Source organism: Brevundimonas sp. Leaf168 (assembly GCF_001423685.1).
Lineage (GTDB): Bacteria > Pseudomonadota > Alphaproteobacteria > Caulobacterales > Caulobacteraceae > Brevundimonas > Brevundimonas vesicularis_C.
Map to the genome: position 1 here is coordinate 77,747 of NZ_LMOY01000001.1, position 23,460 is coordinate 101,206.

General features: G+C 68.0%; 25 protein-coding genes. 12 read left to right on the top strand and 13 right to left on the bottom strand.

Annotation, left to right across the window (positions count from 1 at the left end):
- Positions 1-63: 63 nt before the first annotated feature.
- The 9 genes from ASF81_RS00365 to ASF81_RS00405 all read left to right on the top strand — a co-directional run bounded on the left by ASF81_RS00365 (position 64) and on the right by ASF81_RS00405 (position 9,442).
- Entirely contained in the window at positions 64-1,602 is a 1,539-nt protein-coding gene (locus tag ASF81_RS00365) for a Do family serine endopeptidase (RefSeq protein ID WP_055803334.1), read from the top strand.
- An 84-nt stretch (positions 1,603-1,686) separates the two neighbouring features.
- Complete coding sequence (locus ASF81_RS00370; protein ID WP_017504381.1) at positions 1,687-2,358, top strand: response regulator transcription factor; 672 nt, start codon at positions 1,687-1,689, stop codon at positions 2,356-2,358.
- 169 nt (positions 2,359-2,527) lie between these two features.
- On the top strand, positions 2,528-2,836 hold the full coding sequence (locus tag ASF81_RS15600; RefSeq protein ID WP_162237564.1) for a DUF559 domain-containing protein: 309 nt from the start codon (positions 2,528-2,530) through the stop codon (positions 2,834-2,836).
- Between the two features lie 3 nt (positions 2,837-2,839).
- A complete protein-coding gene (locus ASF81_RS00380) occupies positions 2,840-4,267 on the top strand; it encodes an ATP-binding protein (protein WP_055803341.1) in 1,428 nt (475 codons plus the stop codon).
- A 4-nt stretch (positions 4,268-4,271) separates the two neighbouring features.
- Positions 4,272-7,208, top strand: a complete 2,937-nt coding sequence (locus ASF81_RS00385; protein WP_055803344.1) for a bifunctional [glutamine synthetase] adenylyltransferase/[glutamine synthetase]-adenylyl-L-tyrosine phosphorylase — start codon at positions 4,272-4,274, stop codon at positions 7,206-7,208.
- A gap of 47 nt (positions 7,209-7,255) precedes the next feature.
- On the top strand, positions 7,256-7,897 hold the full coding sequence (locus ASF81_RS00390; protein ID WP_200932822.1) for an EF-hand domain-containing protein: 642 nt from the start codon (positions 7,256-7,258) through the stop codon (positions 7,895-7,897).
- A 65-nt stretch (positions 7,898-7,962) separates the two neighbouring features.
- Positions 7,963-8,535, top strand: a complete 573-nt coding sequence (locus ASF81_RS00395) for an RNA polymerase sigma factor (RefSeq protein WP_055803350.1) — start codon at positions 7,963-7,965, stop codon at positions 8,533-8,535.
- Positions 8,532-8,933: a hypothetical protein gene (locus tag ASF81_RS00400; protein WP_055803354.1), complete on the top strand. Its 402-nt coding sequence runs from the start codon at positions 8,532-8,534 to the stop codon at positions 8,931-8,933. The genes ASF81_RS00395 and ASF81_RS00400 overlap by 4 nt, the downstream gene beginning before the upstream one ends.
- Entirely contained in the window at positions 8,930-9,442 is a 513-nt protein-coding gene (locus ASF81_RS00405; protein ID WP_055803356.1) for a periplasmic heavy metal sensor, read from the top strand. Before ASF81_RS00400 ends, ASF81_RS00405 begins: the two co-directional genes overlap by 4 nt.
- 14 nt (positions 9,443-9,456) lie before the next feature.
- Here ASF81_RS00405 and ASF81_RS00410 read toward each other — a convergent pair whose 3' ends face one another.
- Positions 9,457-10,137: a bifunctional 4-hydroxy-2-oxoglutarate aldolase/2-dehydro-3-deoxy-phosphogluconate aldolase gene (locus ASF81_RS00410; RefSeq protein ID WP_055803359.1), complete on the bottom strand. Its 681-nt coding sequence runs from the start codon at positions 10,135-10,137 to the stop codon at positions 9,457-9,459.
- Between the two features lie 71 nt (positions 10,138-10,208).
- Entirely contained in the window at positions 10,209-11,015 is an 807-nt protein-coding gene (locus tag ASF81_RS00415; protein WP_235559170.1) for an alpha/beta hydrolase, read from the bottom strand.
- Between the two features lie 46 nt (positions 11,016-11,061).
- Here ASF81_RS00415 and ASF81_RS00420 point away from each other — a divergent pair, with 46 nt between their 5' ends.
- Positions 11,062-11,319 carry an Lrp/AsnC ligand binding domain-containing protein gene (locus tag ASF81_RS00420; protein ID WP_039244189.1) on the top strand — a complete coding sequence of 86 codons (258 nt, stop codon included), beginning with the start codon at positions 11,062-11,064 and terminating at the stop codon, positions 11,317-11,319.
- Here the strand turns inward: ASF81_RS00420 and ASF81_RS00425 are convergent.
- Positions 11,316-11,819, bottom strand: coding sequence for a hypothetical protein (locus ASF81_RS00425; protein WP_045811869.1), 504 nt, complete (start codon positions 11,817-11,819; stop codon positions 11,316-11,318). The genes ASF81_RS00420 and ASF81_RS00425 overlap by 4 nt on opposite strands.
- Before the next feature lie 114 nt (positions 11,820-11,933).
- On the opposite strand from ASF81_RS00425, the gene hmgA reads away from it, so the two are divergent.
- Together hmgA and ASF81_RS00435 are read left to right on the top strand one after the other, a co-directional pair.
- Positions 11,934-13,229, top strand: coding sequence for a homogentisate 1,2-dioxygenase (gene hmgA, locus ASF81_RS00430; protein WP_200932824.1), 1,296 nt, complete (start codon positions 11,934-11,936; stop codon positions 13,227-13,229).
- Positions 13,226-13,588, top strand: a complete 363-nt coding sequence (locus tag ASF81_RS00435) for a hypothetical protein (RefSeq protein ID WP_055803365.1) — start codon at positions 13,226-13,228, stop codon at positions 13,586-13,588. Before hmgA ends, ASF81_RS00435 begins: the two co-directional genes overlap by 4 nt.
- Positions 13,589-13,668: 80 nt before the next feature.
- Here the strand turns inward: ASF81_RS00435 and ASF81_RS00440 are convergent, their stop codons facing one another.
- From ASF81_RS00440 to hisB, 10 genes are all read right to left on the bottom strand, one after another.
- Complete coding sequence (locus tag ASF81_RS00440) at positions 13,669-13,974, bottom strand: hypothetical protein (protein WP_055752822.1); 306 nt, start codon at positions 13,972-13,974, stop codon at positions 13,669-13,671.
- An 89-nt stretch (positions 13,975-14,063) separates the two neighbouring features.
- Positions 14,064-15,035: a glucokinase gene (gene glk, locus ASF81_RS00445; protein WP_055752823.1), complete on the bottom strand. Its 972-nt coding sequence runs from the start codon at positions 15,033-15,035 to the stop codon at positions 14,064-14,066.
- 30 nt (positions 15,036-15,065) lie between these two features.
- On the bottom strand, positions 15,066-16,955 hold the full coding sequence (edd, locus tag ASF81_RS00450) for a phosphogluconate dehydratase (RefSeq protein ID WP_055803368.1): 1,890 nt from the start codon (positions 16,953-16,955) through the stop codon (positions 15,066-15,068).
- 1 nt (position 16,956) lies between these two features.
- Positions 16,957-17,673: a 6-phosphogluconolactonase gene (gene pgl, locus ASF81_RS00455; RefSeq protein WP_055803372.1), complete on the bottom strand. Its 717-nt coding sequence runs from the start codon at positions 17,671-17,673 to the stop codon at positions 16,957-16,959.
- The gene (gene zwf, locus ASF81_RS00460) at positions 17,666-19,138 is read right to left on the bottom strand and encodes a glucose-6-phosphate dehydrogenase (protein WP_055803375.1); all 1,473 of its coding nucleotides are present in this window, start codon (positions 19,136-19,138) and stop codon (positions 17,666-17,668) included. The genes pgl and zwf overlap by 8 nt, the downstream gene beginning before the upstream one ends.
- Before the next feature lie 48 nt (positions 19,139-19,186).
- Positions 19,187-19,813 (bottom strand): bifunctional phosphoribosyl-AMP cyclohydrolase/phosphoribosyl-ATP diphosphatase HisIE, encoded by a 627-nt coding sequence (gene hisIE, locus ASF81_RS00465; protein ID WP_055803378.1) that lies wholly within the window; start codon positions 19,811-19,813, stop codon positions 19,187-19,189.
- Positions 19,810-20,577, bottom strand: coding sequence for an imidazole glycerol phosphate synthase subunit HisF (gene hisF / locus ASF81_RS00470; protein ID WP_055803381.1), 768 nt, complete (start codon positions 20,575-20,577; stop codon positions 19,810-19,812). Before hisF ends, hisIE begins: the two co-directional genes overlap by 4 nt.
- Before the next feature lie 31 nt (positions 20,578-20,608).
- Positions 20,609-21,346: a 1-(5-phosphoribosyl)-5-[(5-phosphoribosylamino)methylideneamino]imidazole-4-carboxamide isomerase gene (gene hisA, locus ASF81_RS00475; RefSeq protein ID WP_055803384.1), complete on the bottom strand. Its 738-nt coding sequence runs from the start codon at positions 21,344-21,346 to the stop codon at positions 20,609-20,611.
- Positions 21,340-21,942, bottom strand: a complete 603-nt coding sequence (gene hisH, locus ASF81_RS00480) for an imidazole glycerol phosphate synthase subunit HisH (protein ID WP_055803388.1) — start codon at positions 21,940-21,942, stop codon at positions 21,340-21,342. Before hisH ends, hisA begins: the two co-directional genes overlap by 7 nt.
- A complete protein-coding gene (gene hisB, locus ASF81_RS00485; RefSeq protein ID WP_055803391.1) occupies positions 21,939-23,375 on the bottom strand; it encodes an imidazoleglycerol-phosphate dehydratase HisB in 1,437 nt (478 codons plus the stop codon). Before hisB ends, hisH begins: the two co-directional genes overlap by 4 nt.
- Positions 23,376-23,460 lie beyond the last annotated feature (85 nt).

Here is a 23,460-nt window from a genome sequence, read left to right on the forward strand (position 1 = left end):
GCCTATATCAATCGCGAAACCGGCGCCCGTCTGGCGCTGGACAAGAGGATCGCAAGGACCACGATGCTGAAGCGCAAGGAGTTCATTCTCGGGGCCGCGGCCGGCCTGACCCTGGCGGCGGCGGCGACCGCCGGCGGCGTCATCAACTGGCCCGGCGCGCACGCGGAACCGCAGGCGGTGAACCGGATCACCCCGGTCCCGGCCAATGGCGACGCCTTCACGCCTCCGCCGGGCGCGCCGAGCAGCTTCGCGACCATCTTCGACCAGGTCTCGCCCGCCGTCGTTCAGATCGACGTGACGGTCAAGGTGGACCAGCCCCAGGGCGGCGCCTTCCAGATCCCCGGCCTGCCGTTCCAGTTCGTGCCGCCGCAAGGCCGTGGTGGTCAGGGCAATGACGAGCCGCAGACGACCCAGGGCGCCGGTTCGGGCTTCTTCATCTCGCAGGACGGCTTCATCGTCACCAACAACCACGTCGTCGCCGACGCGACCGAGATCAAGGTCAAGATGTCGGACGGTCGCGAGCTGCCGGCCCGCCTGATCGGTCGCGATCCCGGCACCGACCTGGCGGTGATCAAGGTCGAGGGCAATGACTTCAAATACGTCAGCTTCGAAGAGACGGCAGAGCCGCGCGTAGGCGACTGGGTCATCGCTATCGGCAATCCCTTCGGCCTGGGCGGCACCGCCACGGCGGGCATCGTCTCGGCCAAGGCCCGCGACATCGATCCGTCGGGCTACAACGACTACATACAGATCGACGCCGCCATCAACCGGGGCAACTCGGGCGGCCCGACGTTCGACATCCACGGCCGCGTCATCGGCGTGAACTCGGCCATCTATTCGCCCACGGGCGGCTCGGTCGGCATCGGCTTCGCCATTCCGGCGGACACCGCCAAGACGATCACCGAACGCCTGATGCGCGGTCAGTCGATCGAGCGCGGCTATGTGGGCCTGGGTCTTCGCACCCTCAGCCCCGACGGTTGGGAAGCCTTGGGCCAGCCCAAGGATTTCAAGGGCGCTCTGATCGAAAGCGTGACCGAAGACGGCCCGGCCTCGCGCGCCGGCGTCCAGGTCGGAGACCTTCTGGTCGGCGTGAACGGCCAGGCGGTGGCGAACAGCCAGGAAGCCACCCGTCGGGTCGGCGCGGCCAAGCCAGGCGACACCATTCGCCTGGAAGTGATTCGTGACGGTCGTCGCCAGACCCTGAACGTGCGCTCAGGCACCCGTCCTTCGGAAGAGGAGCTTGCTGCGTCGGAAGAGGGCGGAAGCGCCAATCCGGGACAGAGCCAGCCTGGACAGGGCGACACGATCGAAGGACTCGCCGTCACCGCGATCACGCCGGCCGCGCGTTCGCGCTTCAGCCTGCCGGCCAGCGTCAACGGCGTCGTGATCACCAACGTCGAACAGGGTTCGGCTGCGGCGCGCCTCGGCTTCCAGCCGGGCTTCGTCATCACCCGCGCCAATGATCGCAACATCACGTCCGCCGCCGATCTGCGCGCGGCGGTGGCGGCGGCCAAACAAGCGGGTCGACCCAGCATCCTGCTGTTCGTGCGCACGCCGCAGGGCACCAGCCCGGTGCCGTTGAAGTTCGCCACGGGCGAATGATCAGCATTCTGACCAAGCCTTAACTCGTCAATCGCCGCCGATGCGCTACCATCGGCGGCGATTTTGATTCCGGGAGGGGTTTCGATGCGGATTCTGGTGGTCGAGGATGACGCCGAGGCGGCGACCGCCATGGTGCGGGGCCTGTCCGAAGCCGGACATGAGGTCACCCACGCCGTGGACGGCGCCTTTGGCCTGCTGGAGTCGCAGAAGGGCGGCTACGACGTTTATGTTGTGGACCGGATGATGCCGCGCCTGGACGGCGTCGGCATGGTCGAGACGGTGCGCAAGGGCGGCGATCAGACGCCGGTCCTGTTCCTGTCGGCTTTGGGCGAGGTCGAGGACCGGGTCACGGGCCTGAAGGCCGGCGCTGATGACTATCTGGTCAAGCCCTACGCCTTCGCCGAACTGATCGCGCGAGTGGAGGCGTTGGCGCGTCGTCGCGAGACCGGCGGGGTGCAGACCGTGCTCAAGGTCGGCGACCTGGAAATGAACCTGATCGGCCGCACGGTGCATCGCGGCACGACCGAGATCGATCTTCAGCCGCGCGAGTTCCAACTGCTGGAGTTCCTGATGCGCCACGCCGGCCAGTCGGTGACCCGCACCATGCTGCTGGAGAAGGTCTGGGAATACCATTTCGACCCCCAGACCAACGTCATCGACGTCCACATCAGCCGCCTGCGCTCCAAGATCGACAAGGGCTTCGACCGCGCCATGCTGCAGACCGTGCGCGGGGCCGGGTATCGGTTGGAGGCCTAAGCGGCGCACGGAATTCTCCCTCCCCCTCGGGGGAGGGTGGCCGCTTAGCGGCCGGGTGGGGAGGGCAAGGCGACATGGCGATCATCGCTAAAGCCCGCGCGATGCGTAAGGCGCTCACCCCATCGGAGCGCGTCTTTGGGTCGCTTTACGCGAACTCAGACGCGACGATTTGCATTTTCGCCGACAGGCTCCCTTGCGCGGCTACTACCTCGACTTCTTTTGTTGGTCTCGGGGTGTGATTGTGGAAGTCGATGGCGGCTCTCATCTCAGTGAAGATCGCATGCGGCAGGATCGTGTGCGCGATGCTGTTTTGGCCAGGGAAGGGCTCCTGACCTTGAGGTATGACAATCTCATGGTGCGAGATCAGTTGGCTCACGTCGTCAAAGATGTGCGCGCGCGTTGCCTTGCCTGCCCCACCCGGTCACCGCTGCGCGGCGACCACCCTCCCCCGCGGGGAGAGGGAGAAGATATCTCCTGAGTCATGCGCCTTCCCTCCCTCCTTCGCCGCACGCCGTTTCGGCTGACGCTGCTCTTCCTGGCGCTGTTCGTGGCGGCCGCGGGGGCGATCCTGGCCTATGTCTATTTCGCTTCGGCGTCGGAGGCCCAAGGTCGGGCCAAGGCGGATGTGGAGATCGAGCTGGGCGCTCTGACGGCGATCCACCGCACGCGCGGTATCGACGCCCTGAACCAGGCCTTGGTCGAACGCTCCATCCGGGGCGGGCCGTATCTGTATCTGCTGACCGACAAGGCCGGAAAGACGATCACCGGCAACATCACCGAATCCCCGATCGACATAGACCTCAGCCTGCCGGCCGGCGCCAGCGACTGGGAGACCTTCCGCCTGACCGACACGGACGCCCAGGGCAAGGTCCAGCGGCGTCGCTCCATCGGGGTGATCACCACCCTGGCCGGCGGCGAACATTTGTTCGTCGGTCAGGACATCGGCGACATCGAGGCCTATCTGGCGCGCCTGACCCAGGCCCTGTGGGGCGCCATGGCCCTGGTCATGCTGCTAGGCCTGGCGGGCGGTCTCTACATCAGCCGGCGAGTCGAAAACGCCATGGCCGGGCTGAACCGCGTGGTGCAGTCGGTGCAGGACGGCGACCTCAAGGTCCGTGCGCCCGTGCGCCACACCGGCGACGAACTGGACGAACTGGGCCAGGGGCTGAACACCATGCTGGATCGGCTGGAGGCGTCCATGTCCTCGATCCGCCACGCCGGCGACGCCATCGCCCACGACCTGCGCTCGCCCCTGACACGGATGCGGGCCAAGCTGGAGGTGGCCTTGATCGACGCCGAAGCCGGCAAGATCGACGGGGTCGACGCCCTGGGCATCGCCCTGGACGAGGCGGACCATCTGCTGAAGACGTTCAACACCGTCCTGGCCATCGCGCGGCTGCAGGCGGGCGGGGCGCCAGATCCCAAGGTCATGGACGCCGCCGATCTGGCCGCCGACATGGCCGAGCTTTACGAGCCGGCGGCCGAGGACAAGGACATCGACTTTTCTTCTGAAGTCGAGCGCGGCCTGATGATCGAAGGCAACCAGCCCTTTTTGGCCCAGGCCCTGGCCAACCTCATCGACAACGCCATCAAATACACCCCCGCCGGCGGGGCGGTGAAGCTGCGCGCGCGCCGCCGCTCGTCGGGCGAGATCGAATATTCCGTCACCGACACCGGACCGGGCGTGCCGGAAGAGGACCGCGAGCGGGTGGTCCAGCGGTTCGTGCGCCTGGACAACAGCCGAACCGAACCCGGCTCGGGCCTGGGTCTTTCGTTGGTCACCGCCGTCGCCGAGGCTCATGGAGGTCGGGTGGTGCTGGACGAAGGTCCAGGCGCCTACGGCGACTTCGGACCGGGGTTACGGGTGGCGCTGGTGCTGCCGCCGGCCTCGACCGGGATGAGCGGATGATGTGATGGCCCATCCAGAAACCTCGATCCCGTTGGCTGACAGCCTCACGCCCGCCGGTCCGGTCACAAACATCGCCGCCGCCGACCGCCTGCACGAAACCCTGACCGAAGCCGCCGACGCCGACGGCTGGCGCGAGACTCTGGACGCCGCCTGGCCCGCCCTGGCCCCCGTCGCCGGCGCCTCGCCCTATCTCGCCGGTCTGATGCGGCGTCGCCCCGCCCATCTGCGAAGCCTGCTGGAAGCCGACCCAGTCGAAGCGCTGGAGCGGATCATTCGCGACACGGACGCGCTGGACGCCGAACCGGACGCGGTGCGCGCCCCGCTGCGCGTGCTGAAGGCCGACCTGCACCTGCTGACCGCGTTGGCCGATCTGGGCGGGGTATGGGGTCTGGATCAGGTCACCGACGCCCTGTCCCGGTTCGCGGATGCCTCTTGCCGGGCCGCCCTGCGCGCCGTCGCTGCCGAACAGAGGGCGCGCGGCCGGCTGATCTCGCCGCCCGGCAATCCGCGCGGTCCCATTCCCGGCCTTTTCGGCCTGGCCATGGGAAAACATGGCGCCAACGAACTGAACTATTCGTCCGACATCGACATCTCCCTCTTCTTCGAGCCGCGCCTGATGGGCCTGGCCCTGCGCGAGGGCGAGGAAATGCAGGACTTCGCCAATCGTGTCGGCAAGGGGATCGCCACCCTGCTGACCGAGCGGACGGGCGACGGCTATGTCTTCCGCGTCGATCTGCGGCTGCGGCCGGACCCGTCCTCGACCCCGCCGGTCGTCGCGGGGCCGATGGCCCTGGCCTACTATGAGAGCGTCGGCCAGAACTGGGAGCGGGCGGCCTTCATCAAGGCGCGGCCGGTCCTGGGCGACATGCGCGCGGCGGGCCGGTTCTTGAAGGCCATGATGCCCTTCATCTGGCGGCGCAGCCTGGACTACGCGGCGGTGCTCGACATCCAGTCGATCAAGAAACAGATTCACGTCCACAAGACGGGCGAGGGACTGCAGGCCGCCGGGGCCAATCTGAAGCTGGGTCGCGGCGGCATCCGCGAGATCGAATTCTACGCCCAGACCCAGCAGCTGATCCTGGGCGGCCGCGATCCGGCTTTGCGCAAACAGCGCACGCTGGAGGCGTTGAAGGCCCTGGCCGAAGCGCGCCATGTGCCCCTGGCGGTCTGCGAGGAATTGTCGGCCGCCTATGTCGCGCTGCGCGGGCTGGAGCACCGCGTGCAGATGCTCGACGACGAGCAGACCCATCGCCTGCCCGAGGACGCCGAGCGCCGCGCCGCCGTCGCCGCCTTGGCTGGGTCGGGGGCCGGTTCGGATGATCTGGCCGCCTTCGACGCCCGGGTCGAGGCCCTGCTGGCGCGGGTCAACGCCCGCTACGGCGAACTGTTCGAGGGCGGCGAAGATCTGGACTCTAGCTACGGCAGCCTGGTCTTCACCGGGGTTGAGAACGATCCCGAGACGCTGGAAACCCTGCGTCGCATGGGCTTTTCCGAGGCGCCCTCTGTCGCCGACACAATCCGCAGCTGGCATCACGGCCGCATTCCTGCGACGCGCACGGCGCGGGGCCGCGAACTGTTCACCCGCCTGGCGCCGCGCCTGCTGGAGGCCCTGGCCCGGTCCGGTGCGCCGGACGAGGCGTTCCGGCGTTTCGCGGTCTTCTTCTCCGGCCTGGCGGCGGGCGTGCAGGTCCAGGCCCTGTTCCTGAACCAGCCCAAACTGTTCGAGATGGTGCTGGGCGTCATGGCCTTCGCACCGCGTCTGGCGCGCACCCTGGGCCGGCAACCGGCGGCGCTGGACGGCGTGCTGGACGCCCGCTTCCTGGTCGATCTGTCCGAAGAGACCGGTCTGACCGAACAGATGCTGCGCGAGGCGGGCGAGACCGAGGATTTCGAAGGGGCCATGAACGCCGTGCGCCGCCTGCATCGCGAGCAGATGTTCCGCATCGGCATCCACGCCCTGACCGGCCGGGCGGGGGCCGAGGCGGCGGGCCGCGCCTACGCCGCCCTGGCCGACGCCGCCATGCGCACCCTGTCGCCGGCGGCGCTGGCCGAGACCGAACGGCTGGGCGGCGCCTTCCCCGGCGCGGTGGCGGTGGTCGCCTTGGGCAAGGCCGGTTCGCGCGAGATGACGGCCGGATCGGACCTCGATCTGATGACCCTGTACGAGGCGCCGCCCGAGGCGACGTCCGAGATCAAGGGTTGGACCGCCGACGTCTTCTACGCCCGCTTCACCCAGCGGCTGATCGCGGCCCTGTCGGCGCATACGGCGGAAGGCGGCCTGTATGAGGTGGACATGCGCCTGCGCCCCACCGGCTCCAAGGGGCCGGTTTCGGTGCGGCTGAAGGCGTTTGACGCCTATTACGCCAAGGAGGCCGAGACCTGGGAGTTCATGGTTCTGACCCGCGCCCGCGTGGTCTGGGCCAGCGATCCCAAGTTCGGCGCCCAGGTTTCTGCCGCCATCGAGTCCGCCCTGCGTCGCCCGCGTCCCGGCGTCGATATCGCCGCCGACATCCGAAAGATGCGTAGCCTGATGGATCGTGAGCGTCGCCCGCACGGCTTCTGGGACTTGAAGCTGTCGCCGGGCGGACAGGTGGACGCCGAGTTCGCCGCCCAATTCCGCCAGCTTCAGGCGGCCGCCATCGGCGAGCCGTTGACCCTGTCGACGCTTGAGGCCCTGCACGACGACCCGGTCCTGGCCGAGGCCTGGCGCGTGCAGCAGCGTCTGGCTCATCTTCTGGCCGCCGCCTTCGAGGGGCGGGTCGATCCGGAGGGCGAGCCCGGCGTCTTCCAGCTGCGCCTGGCCGAGGCCGCCGGCGCGCCGGACTTCGACACGCTGAAGACCGAACTGACCGACCTGCGCGCGCGGGCGCGAAAGGCCTTCGAGCGGGCGGTGCCAGCAGGCCGCGACGGAGAATCCGCAACGCCGCGTTCAATCTCCTGACAGGGCAATGTCAAAGGGCGCCAGACGCGCCCGTGGAGATGATCGAGATGAGAAACACCTTTCTGACCGGCCTGGGCGTCATCGCTCTGGCCGCCGCCGCCGGCGCCGCGACCGCACAGGTTCCCCCGGCCCCCGCCGCCGGCACCCCCGCGCCGCATCACATGCGCGCGGATCCGAACCGCCAGATCACCCGCGCCGAGTTCGTTGATGCGCGCATCGCGCGCCTGACCGCACTCGATACGAACCGCGACGGCGTGGTCAGCCCCGAAGAGCGCACCGCCGCCATGCAGGCTCGTCGCACCGAACGCGCGGGCGACCGCTTCGCCAAGCTGGATGCGAACGGCGACGGCTCCATCAGCCGGGCCGAGTTCGACGCCGGCCATGCCGCTCGCCCGGATCGCGGTCCGCGCGCAGAGCGCGCCGGTCATCGTGAGGGCCGTCGCGGCGGCGCGCATCACGCCAGGCGCGGACAAGGACGCGAACGCGGGCCGGTGGTGATCGCCGAAGCCTCCGCCAAGCTGGGCGAGCGGTTCGACAAGATGGACGCTGACCGCGACGGCGTGATCTCCGCCGACGAGCGCCGGGCGGCCATGTCCGCGCAGCGTGAGCAACGGCAGGAACGCCGCGCGGCCCGCCAGGCTCAGCGTCCGGCGCAACAACCCGCTTCCCCCGTCCCGGCTTCGGAGTAAGACGGTGTCGGGGTCGGCCGTCGTGAACGCACCGGTCCCTTTCGTCAGCAGCGGAAGAGGCAGGTTTGGTCGCGATCGTCGACCCCGACGAGGATCTGGTGCGACGCGTTGGGCAGGGCGACCCGGCGGCGGCGCAGACGCTCGTCTCGCGCAAGCTGCCGCGCATCCTGTCGCTGGCCCAGCGCATGTTGGGCGACGCCGTCGAGGCCGAGGACGTGGCCCAGGAGACGATGCTGAAGGCCTGGCGTCAGGCGCCAAGGTGGACGCCCGGCAAGGCCCGGTTCGACACCTGGCTGCATCGGGTCGCGCTGAACCTCTGTTACGATCGGCTGAGGCGTCGGCGCGAAATCCCGACCGACACGCCGCCGGATCGTCCCGACGAAGGCCCGGCGCCGGATCGCGGTCTGCTGGCGGCCGAGACGGGCGTTCGGGTCACGGCGGCCCTGAAACGTCTGCCGGACCGACAGCGCGAGGCCATCGTCCTGTGCCATTATCAGGAGCTGTCGAATATCGATGCAGCGGCCCTGATGGAGATCAGCGTCGAGGCGCTGGAGAGTTTGTTGTCGCGCGGTCGTCGCGCATTGCGTCTGGCCCTTTCGGACATCGGTCCGGGGTCGATTAGAGGAGACGGACGATGAAGGCGGAACGGTTGCACGAACTGGCGGACGCCTATGGCGCCGACCTGCGTCGGTGGCCCGCGTCCGAGCGCGCCTTCGCCGAAAGCCTGATGGCCGTCGATCCGTCGCTGAAGGCGGTGCTGGACGAGGCGGCCGCGCTGGACGCTCTGCTCGACGCCGCGCCCAAACCTGTCCCGTCCGCCGCCCTGACCGCGCGCATACTTGCGGCTGCGCCCCGGGCGAAAAGCCGTCTGGGCAAGGCGATCTGGTACCTCGGCGCCGGTTGGGCCGCTGCGGCCTGTGCGGGCGTGGTCGCCGGCGTCGGCCTGACAACCCATCTGACCGCCGACGCGCGCGCCGATGCGGTGCTTTACCAATCCTCGCTGACGGGCGTGGATGACACGGAACTGCTGGGATGACGTCCAAGAGCCTAAAGATCGCCCTGGCCGTCTCGGTGGCCCTGAACCTGTTCGCCGTGGCGGGCGGGGTCACCTATGTCGTCAATCGCGACCGGATCGAACGCCGGATCGAGGATCAACGCCGTCCGGGCCGCGAGGGGCCGCTGGCCGAGGTGCTGGCGGATCTGGATCCGGCCGTGCGCCAGCGCGTGCGCACCGCGCTGCGCGAATCGGCTCTGGCGGCGCGTCCTGATTTCGAGGCGGCCCGCGCCGCCCGGCGCGAGGCCATCGACATCGCCGGTCAGCCGACCCTGGACGCGACCCGGGTCGAAAGCCTGCTGGAACAGTCCAGAGCCGCCGAGATGCGGGGCCGCACCCGCCTGGAAAGCGGCGCGGTCGCCGTGCTGGCGACGCTGACGCCCGAGGAGCGCAAGGCTTTGGCCCCGATCCTTCAGCGTAAGGGCGCCGCGCGTCGCGCCGCAGCCCACGGGTTGGATCACCGTCAGCCGGGCGACCCCGCGCCCCGCTGACGGCGCTTGGGCGCTCAGCCCTTCCTGGACGCGCGGAAGGCGGCGACGGCGTTCACCGCCGAGCGCACCGACGCCTCGATGGCGGCCCAGTCGCCCGACTTCACGGCGTCATCGGTCACCAGTTTGGAGCCCATACCCGCCGCGACGATGCCCGCGCCGAACCATTTGGCGATCGACGCCTCGTCCGGATCGACGCCGCCGGTGGGCATGATCTTGACCCAGGGCATCGGGCCCTTGACCGCCTTGACGAAGTCCGGTCCGCCGACCGACGAGCCGGGGAACAGTTTGACGATGTCGCAGCCGAGTTCGTGCGCCTCGCCGATGTCGGTCACCGACCCGCAGCCGGGGAAATAGGCGACCATGCGACGGTTGCAGACCTTGGCCACGTCGGGGATCAGGCAGGGGCTGACCACGAACCGCGCGCCCCGGTTCAGATAAAGCGAGGCCGTCCCCGCATCGACGACCGAGCCGATGCCCAACACCACGTTCGGATCGGTCTTGATCAGTTCGCGATTGATCTGGCCGAACAGGTCGCAGGCGAAGTCGCCGCGATTGGTGAACTCGACCACCGGCGCCCCGCCGCGCGCGCAGGCGCGGATGACGTTCAGGCTGACCTCGGCGTCGGGATGATAGAAGACCGGGCACACGCCCTGGGTCTGAAGCGCCTGAAGCACGCTGACGCGATCATGGGCCATGCACGGGTTCCTCTGCGATAGGTTCGCGTCCGACCTCCGCTGTCGCGGACGCGAGGTCAAGTCAAACCGCGTTAGCGACCCTGCGCCAAGGCCGCCAGACGCATGACCAAGGCGCTGTCCGCGTCGAATAGCGGGTCTAGGACGGTGAAATGGTTCAGGTTGGGCAGGGGCTCGAACCGCGTCTCGGCCCCGGCGTCGCCCCAGCGTGCGGCCATGGCGCGGCTTTGATCTACGAAGGCCTCGCTTTCCAAACCGCCGACAACGCAATCCAGAACCGCGCCGGCGGGCGCCGGCCATCGGATAGGCGACAGGGCCTGGGCCTCGGCCGTATTCAGATCCAGGGCGACGTTGAGCGAGGTGGGGATCAGCGGCTCCAGATCGAACACGCCCGAAATGGCGACCGCCGCCGAGGCCCGCCCGTCCGCCAGCAGGCAGGCCGCCATATGCCCGCCCGCCGAATGGCCGCTGATGACAGGCGCGGCGCCGGTGCGGTCGCGGATCAGATCGACCGCCGCCCGCGCCTGATCGACGATCCGGCCCAGCCGCACGTTGGGCGCCAGGTCATAGGTCGGGATGGCGACGCTGACGCTGTGGGTCAGCAGGGGCGGAGCCACGAAGCTGAACCAGCTCGCATCCAGCGCCTGCCAGTATCCACCGTGCAGGAAGACCACGACCGGCGCGCCGTCCCCGGCGTCGAACCAGTCGATCCGCTCGCGCTCGCCTGGGCCGTATTTCAGGACCTGGGTCGGATGGGCGGCGCGGGCGGTCTCCGATCCCGTCTTCCAGCGCGCCATGACGGCGGGATGGTCGGGGACCAGGGCGCGGTTGTTGTATTGCGCCTCCAGCACGGCGTCTGTGTCTTGCGGCTTACCCGTCACGTCTTCGTCCGCTAGAAGCGCCCTCGAACCAGAGGACTGATCCGCCATGATGACCGCCATCTTCGTCTTCATCAAATGCGAGCTGGGCTACGCCAACGACGTGGCGGCCGATATCGTGGACAATGTCGAGAACGTCTCGGAGGTCTATTCCACCTCGGGTCAGCACGACCTGCTGGCCAAGTTCAACCTGCCGCGTGACGCCGACATCGGCACCTTCGTGACGAAACAGGTCCAGACGCGGCCGCACGTGCGCGACACCTTCACCGTCATCACCTTCTCGCCCTTCCTGCCGAGCAAAGGCTAGGGCGCGGCCTTTCGCCTGACCTTGTCCTTGCGATCCTCGGCCTCGTCGTCGTCGCCGACCTTTTCCTCGACCGTGGCCGACAGGCGCTGGAAGACGCCCAGGCCCACCAGCACCAGCACCGAGGCGATCAGAAGGGCGGTGGGATAGAGCAGCTGCGCCACGTCCTCGCGCGCGGTCTTGAACACCACGACCAGCGCTTCGAGGAACAGGGCGATGACGATGGTCGACAGGAACTTGGTCAGGCTGCGCCGGGCCTCGGCGGCGCTGCGCTTTTCGTTGCCGCGCCGCACCTCGTCCTCGAAGATGTATTTGGCCACGTCGAAGACGGCGATGGCGACGATGACATAGCCCAGCACGTCCAGAACCGCGTCGGCGCCGGACTTGTCGGGCGAGCCGATGCCGTGCAGCGCATCCTTCACCCCGAACCCGATCAGGGCCATGGCCGCCAGCAACAGCAGCAGACTGGCGAAGGCGAACACCGCCCGGGTCAGATAGGTCATGGAAATCCCTCCGCGAGGCCACAGCAACGCGCCAACCGCCAAGCTGTTGCCTGACGGGCAAAGGGTGACGCTGGCGCCGGGGACGGCTAAACGAGGGGCATAGGGAGACACGACATGACGCGATCCAACGCGCCCGCCTACATGACCGGTTTCGGCAATCATTTCGCGACCGAGGCCGCGCCCGGCGCCCTGCCGGTGGGCCGAAACTCGCCGCAGAAGACGCCGATGGGCCTGTATGCCGAACAGCTGTCCGGCACCGCCTTCACCGCGCCGCGCGCCGAGAACCGGCGCAGCTGGCTCTATCGTCTGCGTCCGTCGGCCCAGCATGGGCCGTACACCCCCTTCGATCAGGGGCGGGTCCGCTCCGGTCCGTTCGACGAGACGCCGCCCAATCCCAACCGGATGCGATGGGACCCGCTGCCGATGCCGCAGGCTGCGACCGACTGGGTCGAGGGGCTGACGACCTATGGCGGCAACGGCGAGCCGGACGGCGGGGCCGGGGCGGGTATTCACCTGTATGTCGCCAACCGATCGATGACCGACCGGGTCTTCTATGACGCCGACGGCGAACTGCTGATCGTGCCACAGGAAGGCGACCATCGCTTCGTCACCGAGTTCGGCGTCATCGAAGCCCAGCCGGGTCACATCGTCCTGATCCCGCGCGGCGTACGTTTCCGCGTGGAGGTCGAGGGGGACGTGCGCGGCTATGTCTGCGAGAACTACGGCAGCCCGTTCCGCCTGCCGGATCTCGGACCCATCGGCTCGAACGGCCTGGCCAATCCGCGCGACTTCGAAACGCCGGTCGCGGCCTATGAGGACGTGGATCGCCCGACCGAATGCGTCCAGAAATACGGCGGCCGCCTGTGGGCCACGACCTTCGATCATAGCCCGCTGGACGTCGTCGCCTGGCACGGCAATCTGGCGCCCTGCCGCTATGACACGGCGCGCTTCAACACGATCAACACCGTCAGCTACGACCACCCTGATCCGTCGATCTTCACCGTCCTGACCAGCCCGTCCGAGACGCCCGGCACCGCCAATATCGACTTCGTCATCTTCCCGCCGCGCTGGATGGTGGCCGAGGACACCTTCCGCCCGCCGTGGTTCCATCGCAACGTGATGAGCGAGTTCATGGGTTTGGTGACCGGCGCCTATGACGCCAAGGCGGGCGGATTCGCGCCAGGCGGCGCATCGCTGCACAACCGCATGAGCGGCCACGGCCCCGATCAGGCCAGCTATGACGGCGCGATCAAGGCCGAACTCAAGCCCCACAAGATCGAAAACACCCTGGCCTTCATGTTCGAGACGCGCATGCCGATCCGCGTCACGAAATGGGCGTCGGAATCACCGCAGATGCAGCTCGACTACGACGACGTCTGGTCAGGCTTCACCAAAGGACAGATCTCATGATCCGCATTTCCCTCATCGCCGCCGTCGCGCTCCTGGCCGCCGCCTGCTCGCCCCAGACCACGGGAGCGGCGTCGGATGCGCCGATGCAGAGCGCCGACGCCGCGTCCTGCGCCACGCGCGGCGGCACGATGAAACAGGTCGGGCGGATGCAATCCTGGCAGTGCGTCATCAGCTATGCCGACGCCGGCAAGCGCTGCACCGACGGCGATCAGTGCCAGGGCGACTGCCGCATCGAGGGCAACAGCGGCGTGGCGCCGGGGACGGCGGCGACCGGCGTCTGCCAGGCGACCAGCGACCGCTTCGGCTGCAATACCACGGTCGAGGACGGCAAGGCCGGCCCGACCCTGTGCATCGACTGAGGTCGTAGGCGTGAAAAAGCCCCCGTCGCGAGCGACGGGGGCTGCTCCATCCGTAAACGGATTTAGTCGGTCGCCAGACCTTAGTGGGTCGACGGCGTGTTGGCCGTCGTAGCGCCGCCATCAGCGTTGCCGGCTTGCTGCTCGACCATGTCGGCCTTACGGTCGGCGTTCTTCTCGACCTGATCGGCCTGAGCGTTCAGCGCGTCGGCCTGAGCGGCGGTCGGAGCGGTCGCGGCTTGCGATTCCAGTTGGTCAGCGCGGGCTTCACCCGTCGCTTCGATGGCGTCGGCTTGCTTTTCAGCGGCCTTGTCGGCGGCGCTTTCACCGCAGGCGGCGACGCCGGCCAGCATGAAGACCGAAGCGGCGGCGATGGCGAACTTTTTCATTTGAGGTTCCTCTCCTAGGTGGAAACTCTCAAACGCTACGGTGACGGTTCGGTTCACGCCGCCGTGAGATTTTCGTGATCGTCGTCGCGTCAGGCCTCCGACTGGGCGAAGGCGACCCGCGCAGCGCCCAGCAGGGCGGCGTGTTTGTGCATGATCACCTTGGTCGGAATGTCCTGCATATACTCCTTGAACCGGCCCTTTCGCTCGAACCGCTGACGGAAGGGACTGGCCTTGATGAAGGGCAGGATGCGCGGAACGATGCCGCCGGCGATATAGACGCCGCCGCGCGCGCCGGTGGTCAGGGCGATGTCGCCGGCGACCGCGCCCAAGATGGCGCAGAAGCGGGCCAGGGTCGCGCCGCACGGGCTGTTGGGATCCGCCAGGGCCGTTGCGGTGATCTGGGCCGGGTCGTCGATATGGGTCTCACGCCCGTCGATCTCGGCCAGGGCCCGGTGCATGTTCAGCAGCCCCGGCCCGCAGATCAGACGCTCGATCGACACCCGGTCATAGCGGCGACGCAGGATGCGCAGGATTTCGTCCTCGACCGGATCGCCGGGGGGGAAGCAGGCGTGCCCGCCCTCGGACGGCATGGCCATTTCCTTGCCGGCTGCATCGCGCACCAGGGCCGAAACCCCAAAACCGGTGCCGGGGCCGAGCACCGCGACGGTGCAGTGCGGATCGCCGTCGACCGGGCCGCCCAGACTTTCCAGCTGGTCTTCCGGCACGATGGGCGCGCCCCAGGCCAAGGCCTCGAAGTCGTTGATCAGCTTGACCGGTTTCAGGCCCAGGGTCTGAAGCTCCGCCTCCGACACCTGCCAGGGCGAGTTGGTCAGGTCGATGGCGCCGTCCGTGACCGGGCCGGCGACGGCGATCACGCCGCCCGTCGGCTTGACCTCGCAGCCGTCGATGAAGGCGGCGACGCCTTCGAGGAAGGTCGGATAGGTTTCGGCCGGGAAGCTTTCGTGGTGGTCCAGCACGGGCTTGCCGTCCACCATTCGGGCCACGGCGAAGCGGGCGTTCGTGCCGCCGACATCGCCGACGAGAAGGGTCTTGTCATTCATTGGGGCGTTTCCTGCGCTCGGTTCGGTGGATCAGGCGTCCACAGTCCGATCGACGAAGTTGGGATTGGGCGGGGTGTCGTCGTTGCCGCGCGAACCGGTCGGCAGGGCGAAACAGACCGTCGCCCCCTGTTCGGCCGTCGTGACCACATGGCGGAAGGCGCCGAACAATTCACGGCCATAGCCCCAGGACGAACCCTCGGCGTTGGCGGCGGACCGGGCGGCCAGCGGACGGGCGGTCAGGTCGGGAACGCCGACGGTGGTCAGAACGCCAGCTTCGGCGTCCAGGCGGATGATGTCGCCGTCCTGAACATGGGCCAGCGGACCGCCGGCCAGGGCCTCTGGGCTGACGTGGATGGCGGCCGGCGTCTTGCCGCTGGCGCCCGACATGCGGCCGTCGGTGACGAAGGCGACCTTGAACCCCTTGTCCTGAATGACGGACAGGGCCGGCGACAGGCTGTGCAGTTCCGGCATGCCGTTCGCCTTGGGTCCCTGGAAGCGCAGGACAACGACCACGTCGCGGAACAGCTTGCCGTCCCGGAAGGCTTGCAACGCATCTTCCTGGGTCTCGAACACGGCGGCGGGCGCCTCGACGATGCGGTTCTCGGGTTTGACCGCCGAGATCTTGATGACCGCACGACCCAGGTCGCCCTGAACCAGACGCAGGCCGCCCTCCTTGTCGAAGGGATTGGAAGCCGGGCGCAGGATGTCGAGATCGAGACTTTCCTGAACCCCGTCGCGCCAGACCAGTTCGCCGTCCACCATCGACGGTTCCTTGAAATAGGCCTGGATGCCCTGACCCATGATGGTCGTCACATCGGTGTGGATATTGCCCGCCATCGCCAGCTCGCGCGCGATGAAGGCGACGCCGCCGGCGGCCTGGAAGGCGTTCACATCGGCCGAACCGTTCGGATATACCCGCGCCAGCAACGGCGTGACCGACGACAGCTCGTCCATGTCGGTCCAGTCGATCAGCACGCCTGCCGCCCGCGCCATCGCGACCAGGTGAATGGCATGATTGGTCGAGCCGCCGGTGGCCAGCAGGGCCACGATCATATTGACGATGGACTTCTCGTCGATGACGTCGGCCATGCGGCACTCGCCGCTGCGGGCCAGTTCGACCGCCCGTTTCGCCGCCGCCGCCGTCAGGGCGTCGCGCAGGCCGGTGTCGGGATGGACGAAGGCGGTGGAGGGCATGTGCAGTCCGCCCAGCTCCATCATCATCTGGTTGGAGTTGGCGGTGCCGTAGAAGGTGCAGGTGCCGGGCGAGTGATAGCTGCCGATCTCGCTTTCCAGCAGGGTCTGACGATCGACCTTGTTCTGCGCATATTCGGCCCTGACCCGTGCCTTCTCAGCGTTCGGAATGCCCGATGGCATCGGACCGGCCGGGGCGAAGACGACGGGCAGATGGCCGAAGGCCAGGGCGCCCATGAACAGGCCCGGTACGATCTTGTCGCACACACCCAGCATCAGGCCGGCGTCGAAGGCGTCGTGCGTCAGGGCGATGCCCGCCGACATGGCGATCAGGTCGCGGCTGAACAGCGACAGCTCCATGCCGGGGCGGCCCTGGGTGACGCCATCGCACATGGCGGGGGTGCCGCCGGCGACCTGGGCCGTGGCGCCGACCTCGCGCACGGCCTTGCGCACCACGTCGGGGAAGCGTTCGAACGGCTGGTGAGCCGACAGCATGTCGTTATAGGCGGTGACGATGCCCAGGTTGGGCTTGGACCCGTCCATCGCGGTCAGCTTGTCGGCGATGGTCTGGCCCGCGAAGGCGTGAGCCCAGTTGGCGCAGCTCAGCTTGGCGCGTCCGGCGCCGCTGTCGCGGGCCGCGTCCATGCGACGGATGTAGTCGGCGCGGGTCTCGCGGCTTTTTTCGATGATGCGGGCGGTGACGGCCGCCACGGTGGGATGAAGCGCCATTTCAGCCTTCCTCCGTCCACAGAACTTCAAGGGGAACGCCGGCGGCGATCAAGGCGGCGATGGGTTGGATCTTCGGATCGCCCTGGGCCTGTTCTTCGAAGACACGACGCTTGGCGGCACCCTTCAGGCCCAGGATCACCCGGCCGGCAGACATCAGATAGGGCAGGTTGATCGACAGCCGTTCGATCGTCGGCGCCATGCCGTCGCGCCCATGCGGCACGCCCAACACCGTAGGCTTCAGCGTCGGCGTCAGCAGGGTCTTCAGCGTCGGGCTCTCGGGGAACATGGAGCAGATATGGCCGTCCTCGCCCATGCCCAGCAGCACCGCATCGAACCGCCCGCCCGCATCGCCCAGGCCCTTGGCCGCCACAATGGCCGCGCGGTCCACGGTGACCTCGGGCGTATAGAGCGGGATGAAGCGGGCCGTCGCCGCCTTGTCCTGAATAAGCACGTCGCGGATCAGACGGGCATTCGATTCCGGCGAGGTCTCGGGCACATACCGCTCGTCCACCAGGGTCACGGCGATTTTGGACCAGTCCAGATCGGTCGCGGCGAGGCGGCGATAGACCGGCGCGGGCGTCGAACCGCCCGGACCGGCGAACAGGGCCTGCCCATTGTCGCGGACGGCCGCGCCAAGCGTTTCGGCCAGGCGCGCGGCGATGGCTTCGGCCCAGGTCTCGACGGACGCGAAGGCTTCGATGGCGGGGGTCTCAAACATCTGTGGTGTTCCAGTCGCGGCCGGTCCGCATCATCAGCATGTCGGCGCTGTCGGGGCCCCAGGTTCCGGCGACGTAGTCGTCGGGCTTCAAGCCGGATTCGGCCCAGGCCTCGGACACCTCGTCCACCCATTTCCAGGCCTGCTCGGCCTCGTCGCGGCGCACGAACAGGGTCGAGTCCCCCGCCATCGCGTCCAGCAGCAGACGCTCATAGGCGATGCGGCGACGCGGCGGGGCGGCGGACTTGCCGTCCCCCGAATTCGGCACACCCCACGACAGGCTCATCTTGATCGGCTGCAACTGCATGCGCTGATCCAGGCCTGGCCGCTTGTTCATCACCGTCAGAGAGATGTCTTCCTCGGGCTGAAGCTCGATGATCATCCGGTTGGCCTGAACCTCGCCACGGTCGTCGCGATCGAAGATCGAGTGGGGCACCGGCTTGAACTGGATGACGATCTCGGTGCGCTTCTCGGGCAGGCGCTTGCCGGTCCGCATGAAGAAGGGCACGCCGGCCCAGCGCCAGTTGTCGATGTCGGCGCGAACGGCGACGAAAGTTTCGGTGTCCGACGGCTGGCCGCGTTCCTCGTCATAGCCCTTGGCCGGCTTGCCCTCCGAGACGCCCGCCACATACTGACCCCGCACGGTCACGCGCTCGGCTTCGTCAGGCGTGATCGGGCGCAGGGAGCGCAGCACCTTGACCTTCTCGTTGCGCACCGAGTCGGGGTCCAGGTCGCTGGGCGGCTCCATCGCCACCAGGCACAGCAGCTGCAACATGTGGTTCTGCAACATGTCGCGCAGGGCGCCGTATTCGTCATAGTAGGGCCAGCGATCGCCGACCCCTACCGTCTCGCCGATCGTGATCTGCACGTGGTCGATGGACAGGTTGTTCCACAACGGTTCGAAGATCGTGTTGCCGAACCGCAGGGCGATCAGGTTCTGGACTGTCTCCTTGCCCAGATAGTGGTCGATGCGGAACACCTGGTTCTCGCTGAAGGCGTGGGCCACGGCGTCGTCGATTTCGAGGAAGGACTTCAGATCGCGCCCAACCGGCTTTTCCAGCACGATGCGGCAGTTCTTTTCGGCCAGACCCGCCGCCTTCATCGCCGTGACGATGCGGGCATAGAGCGAGGGGGAGACGGCCAGGAAGGAGGTGACCTCGCCGTCGCCGACCTTGTCCTTCAGCGGCTTGAGGCTTTCGGGCGAGGTGGCGTCGACCGCCAGATAGTCCAGGCGGGCCTTCATCCGCGACCAGCTGGCTTCGTCCCAGACCTTGTCCGCCTCGGCGCGCGCCTTCACCGCCTCGTGCACCTTGGCGATATAGTCGTCGGCGCTCTCTTCGGAACGCGCGGCGCCGATAATCTTCAGCCCTTCAGGCAGCAGGCCGTCGTGTTCGAGGAAATAGAGCGACGGCAGAAGCATGCGCATCGCCAGATCGCCGCCGCCGCCAAACAGAATGAGAGCCGCCATGTCTTGTCCCTCGATGATCCCATTTGTCGGGACGCACGCCTTTACGGTCTAGCCGCTGTCTTTGGCCGCTTCCGCTCGCGAGGCCAACACGTCCAGCACGTCCTGAAACACCATGTTACGGGCATGGAGAAGAACGAGCAGGTGATAGATCAAATCCGCAGCCTCGCTGGCGAGTTCCTCGTCCGGGCCGGCGACGCCGGCCAGAGCGGTCTCCACGCCCTCCTCGCCGACCTTCTGGGCGATGCGTTTGGGCCCCTGTGCGATCAGTCGGGCGGTCCAGCTTTCGGACGGATCGGCGGCGGCCCGTTCGGCGATGGTTCGCTCCAGCCGGGCGATCCGACCCAGGCCCGGCGCGTCGGCCTCTCCGAAACAGCTGGTGCGGTTCAGGTGGCACGCGTTGCCGACCGGCCTGACCGACAGGACCAGGGCGTCATTGTCGCAATCGGGCGTGATGCCCACGACATGCAGCCGGTCGCCCGAGGTTTCGCCTTTTCTCCACCGTCCGCCGCGCGAGCGTGAGAAGAAGGTGGCCTCGCCGGACGTGATCGTCTCATCCAGTGCGGCGCGGTCCATATAGGCCAGCGTCAGGACCTGCAGCGTCGCCGCATCCTGCACCACGACGGGAACCAGCCCGCCGCCTTTTTTGAAGTCGATGGTGGATGGGTCGAGGGTCATATCCGCATCTCCAAGCCTTCGTCGGCCAGGTATCGTTTCAGGTCCGGTATGGCGATGGCGCCTGTGTGGAAAACGCTGGCGGCCAGGGCGCCGGAGACGTCGGCCCGCTCGAACACAGCCTTGAAATGCTCGGGCGCGCCGGCGCCGCCCGAGGCGATCAGGGGGATGGTCAGGCGTGCCCGTGCGGCGGACAGTTGCTCGATGTCATAGCCGCGCCGAACCCCGTCCTGATCGATGCAGTTCAGCACGATCTCGCCTGCACCGAGGCTTTGCGCCTGATCCAGCCAGTCCAGCGTCCGCTTGCCTGCATGGCGGCGTGCATGGGGATCGCCGGTGTATTTGTGCACGACCCATTCGCCGTCTTCCAGGCGGCTGTCGACGCCGACGACGACGCATTGCGATCCCAGACGCTTGGCCATTTCGGCGATCAGTTCGGGGCGTTCCAATGCGGGTGAGTTGATCGACACCTTGTCCGCCCCGTGGTCGAGGCATCGCGCGGCCTGCTCCACGCTGCGGATGCCCCCCGCGACGCAGAAGGGAATGTCCAGCAGGCGCGCGATGTCCCTGATCCAGCCATAGTCCAGCGTCCGACCCTGCGGGCTGGCGGTGATGTCGTAGAAGACCAGTTCGTCGGCGCCCGCATCGCGATAGCGGGCGGCCAGCTCGGCCGCATCGCCCATGTCGGTGTGACCGACGAACTTCACGCCCTTGACCACCCGGCCGTCCTTCACGTCCAGGCAGGGGATGATGCGCCGGGCGGTCATTCGACCGCCCCGCTTGATGCAGGATGGGCGGTCACGACCGTTTGGCCGTCGCGATCGCCTCGGGCAGGGTGAAGCAGTTCTCGTAGAGCGCGCGCCCGACGATGGCCCCGTGACAGCCCAGCGCCTTGATCGCGGCGATATCGTCCAGCGAGGAAACGCCGCCCGAGGCCTGCAGCACCAGATCCGGCCGACGGCTGCGGATCTCGGCCAGCAGGTCCAGGTTCGGCCCAGTCAGGGCGCCGTCGCGACCGACATCGGTCACAAGCAGGTGTTTGGCCGTTCCCTTGGGATACCGATCCAGAGCCTCCCAGAGCGTCATGCCCGAGGACTGGGTCCAGCCCTTGAGCGCCGGGACCGGCACGCCGTCCTCGATCTTGACGTCCAGGGCCAGGGTGATGCGCTCGACGCCGAAGGTGTCCAACCAAGTCGCCACCGCCTCAGGTTGGGTCACCGCCAAGGAGCCTACGACGACGCGCGACACGCCGGCGTCCAGTAGCTTTTTCACATCGTCGGCGCTGCGCACGCCGCCGCCCGACTGCACCTTGACGTCGATGGCCTGGGTCAGTTCGCCGATCAGGGCGTGCTGACGCGCCTCGCCCGCCTCGGCGCCGTCTAGGTCGACGATGTGGATCCACTCCGCGCCCTCGGCCGCAAAGGTTGTCAGGCGGGCAGCCGGTTGATGGTCATAATGCGTCACTTGGGCGAAGTCGCCGTGCATCAGGCGCACGCAGACGCCGTCCTTCAGGTCGATGGCGGGGTAGATCAGCATGACAGGCCCAGGAAGTTCTTGAGGATGGTCGCCCCGGCCTCGGCCGAGCGTTCGGGGTGGAACTGGCAGCCCCAGCGGTTGGCGGATCGAACCACAGCCGGAACGACGCCGCCATAGTCGGCGCGCGCCAGGGTCGCCGGTCCGTCGGGACAGACGAAGCCGTGGACGAAATAGGCATAGGCGCCGTCGGCGACGCCCTCCAGCAAGGGGTCGTTGCGGTCGCGCGTCAACCGGCTCCAGCCCATGTGCGGCACCGGCAGATCGCCCGCAGGCTTCAGCCGGGTCACCGCGCCGGGAATGAGACCCAGCAGATCGACGCCGTCGCCCTCGTCGCTCGATCCGAACAGCAGTTGCTGACCCAGACAGACACCCAGCAGGGGGCGCGGGAAGGCGCGGATCGGCGCGATCAGACCCAGGTCCGACAGGCGCTTCATGGCGTACCCGGCCGCGCCTACGCCAGGCAGGATCACCCGTTCAGCCTCGGCGATGACGGCGGGATCGTCGGTCAGGCGCACGATCGCGCCCAGCCGCTCCAGCGCGAACTGGACCGAGGCGACATTGCCGGCGCCGTAGGCGATGACGGCGACCTCGGTCACAGAACACCTTTGGTGGACGGCACGGCGTCGCCCTCGACGCGTATGGCCTGGCGCAAGGCGCGGCCGAACGCCTTATAGACGGCTTCGGTCTTGTGGTGGTCGTCCTGGCCCGTGACCTTGATGTGGACGGCCGCGCCCATGGCCTCGGCCAGCGACCGGAAGACGTGGGCGGTCAGGTCGGTGCGGTAGTCGCCGATGAAGGGCGTCTCGAACGTGCCCTCGAACAGCGGATACGGGCGGCCGGAAAGATCGATCGAGACCGTCGCATTGGCCTCGTCCATCGGCAGGACGAAGCCGTAGCGGGCGATGCCCTTGCGCTCGCCCAACGCCTGTTTCAACGCCTGGCCAAGAGCGATGGCGCTGTCCTCGATCGTGTGGTGCGGATCGGTGTGCAGGTCGCCTTCGCATTGCAGACGCAGGGAGAAGCCGCCGTGGGCCGCGATCTGCTCCAACATGTGATCGAAGAAGCCGACGCCGGTCTCGATCTTCACCGGACCGGGCGCATCCAGATCGACGGCACAGACGATGCGGGTTTCCTTGGTGTCGCGCACGGCCTGACCAACGCGGGCGGGGCGGCGCTTGGCAGGCGTGAGGCCGAAGGCGGCGAGTAGCCGGTCGTTGACCTCGGACTTGATCGAGATCGGCAGGCGCAGACGCTCGCCGGACAGATCGGCCTCGACGCCGTAGGCCTTCAGACCAGCCAGGGCGGCGGCAGGCTCTTCGGGGCGGGCCATGATGATGGGACCGACGCCCGGTTCGACCGGCATCTGGGGACCCAGTTCGCGCACGACCCGTTCGCGCTCGCGCCGGACCGAGGCGATCCGTTCGGCGGTCTCGATCATCCGCGACGGATCGAGCGCCTGCATCGCCAGCCGCACCAGCGGTTCGGGCAGGGCATAGGGTTCCTGCACCGACGCCAGACGCACCAGGGTCTGGGCTTGGGCGATCGCCGCGCCGACGCGGGCTCCGGCCAATCCATAGGCCAGGGACAGGCTGCGCAGCACGACCAGGTTCGGCTGATCGGCGACGACGGTCACGGCCGAGGCGCTGTCGGAGAACTCGATCAGTCCCTCGTCCACCACCAGCAGGGCGGGGGCGACGCGGGCGGCCATCTCGCCGACGGCTTCGGGCGAGCCCAGGGCGCGGATGACGACGATACTTTTCTCTGGGGCCGTTTCGCCCTTGGCCGGATAGATGGCGCCGAGACTGTCATAGGGTTCGGCCTTCGGGGCCTCGACCGATCCCCCGTCGCGAGCGGCGAGGCGCCAGGCCAGTTCCAACCCGTGGGTTAGGCCGCGCACCGGCAGCACCTGTTCGGCAGGTACGCCATAGACGCCGGCCATGCGAGCGGCGAGGGCTGAGGCGTCGTCGGGATAGCGATCCAGACCTTCGCCGCCGGAAACCAGCGGCGGATAAGGGGCAGGCAGGGTCAAATGGATCCTCCACCGAGAAGCGAAGCTGAACGGGGGAGGGGGACCGCCCGAAGGGTGGTGGAGGGGGCGGGGCTACGCACCGGGT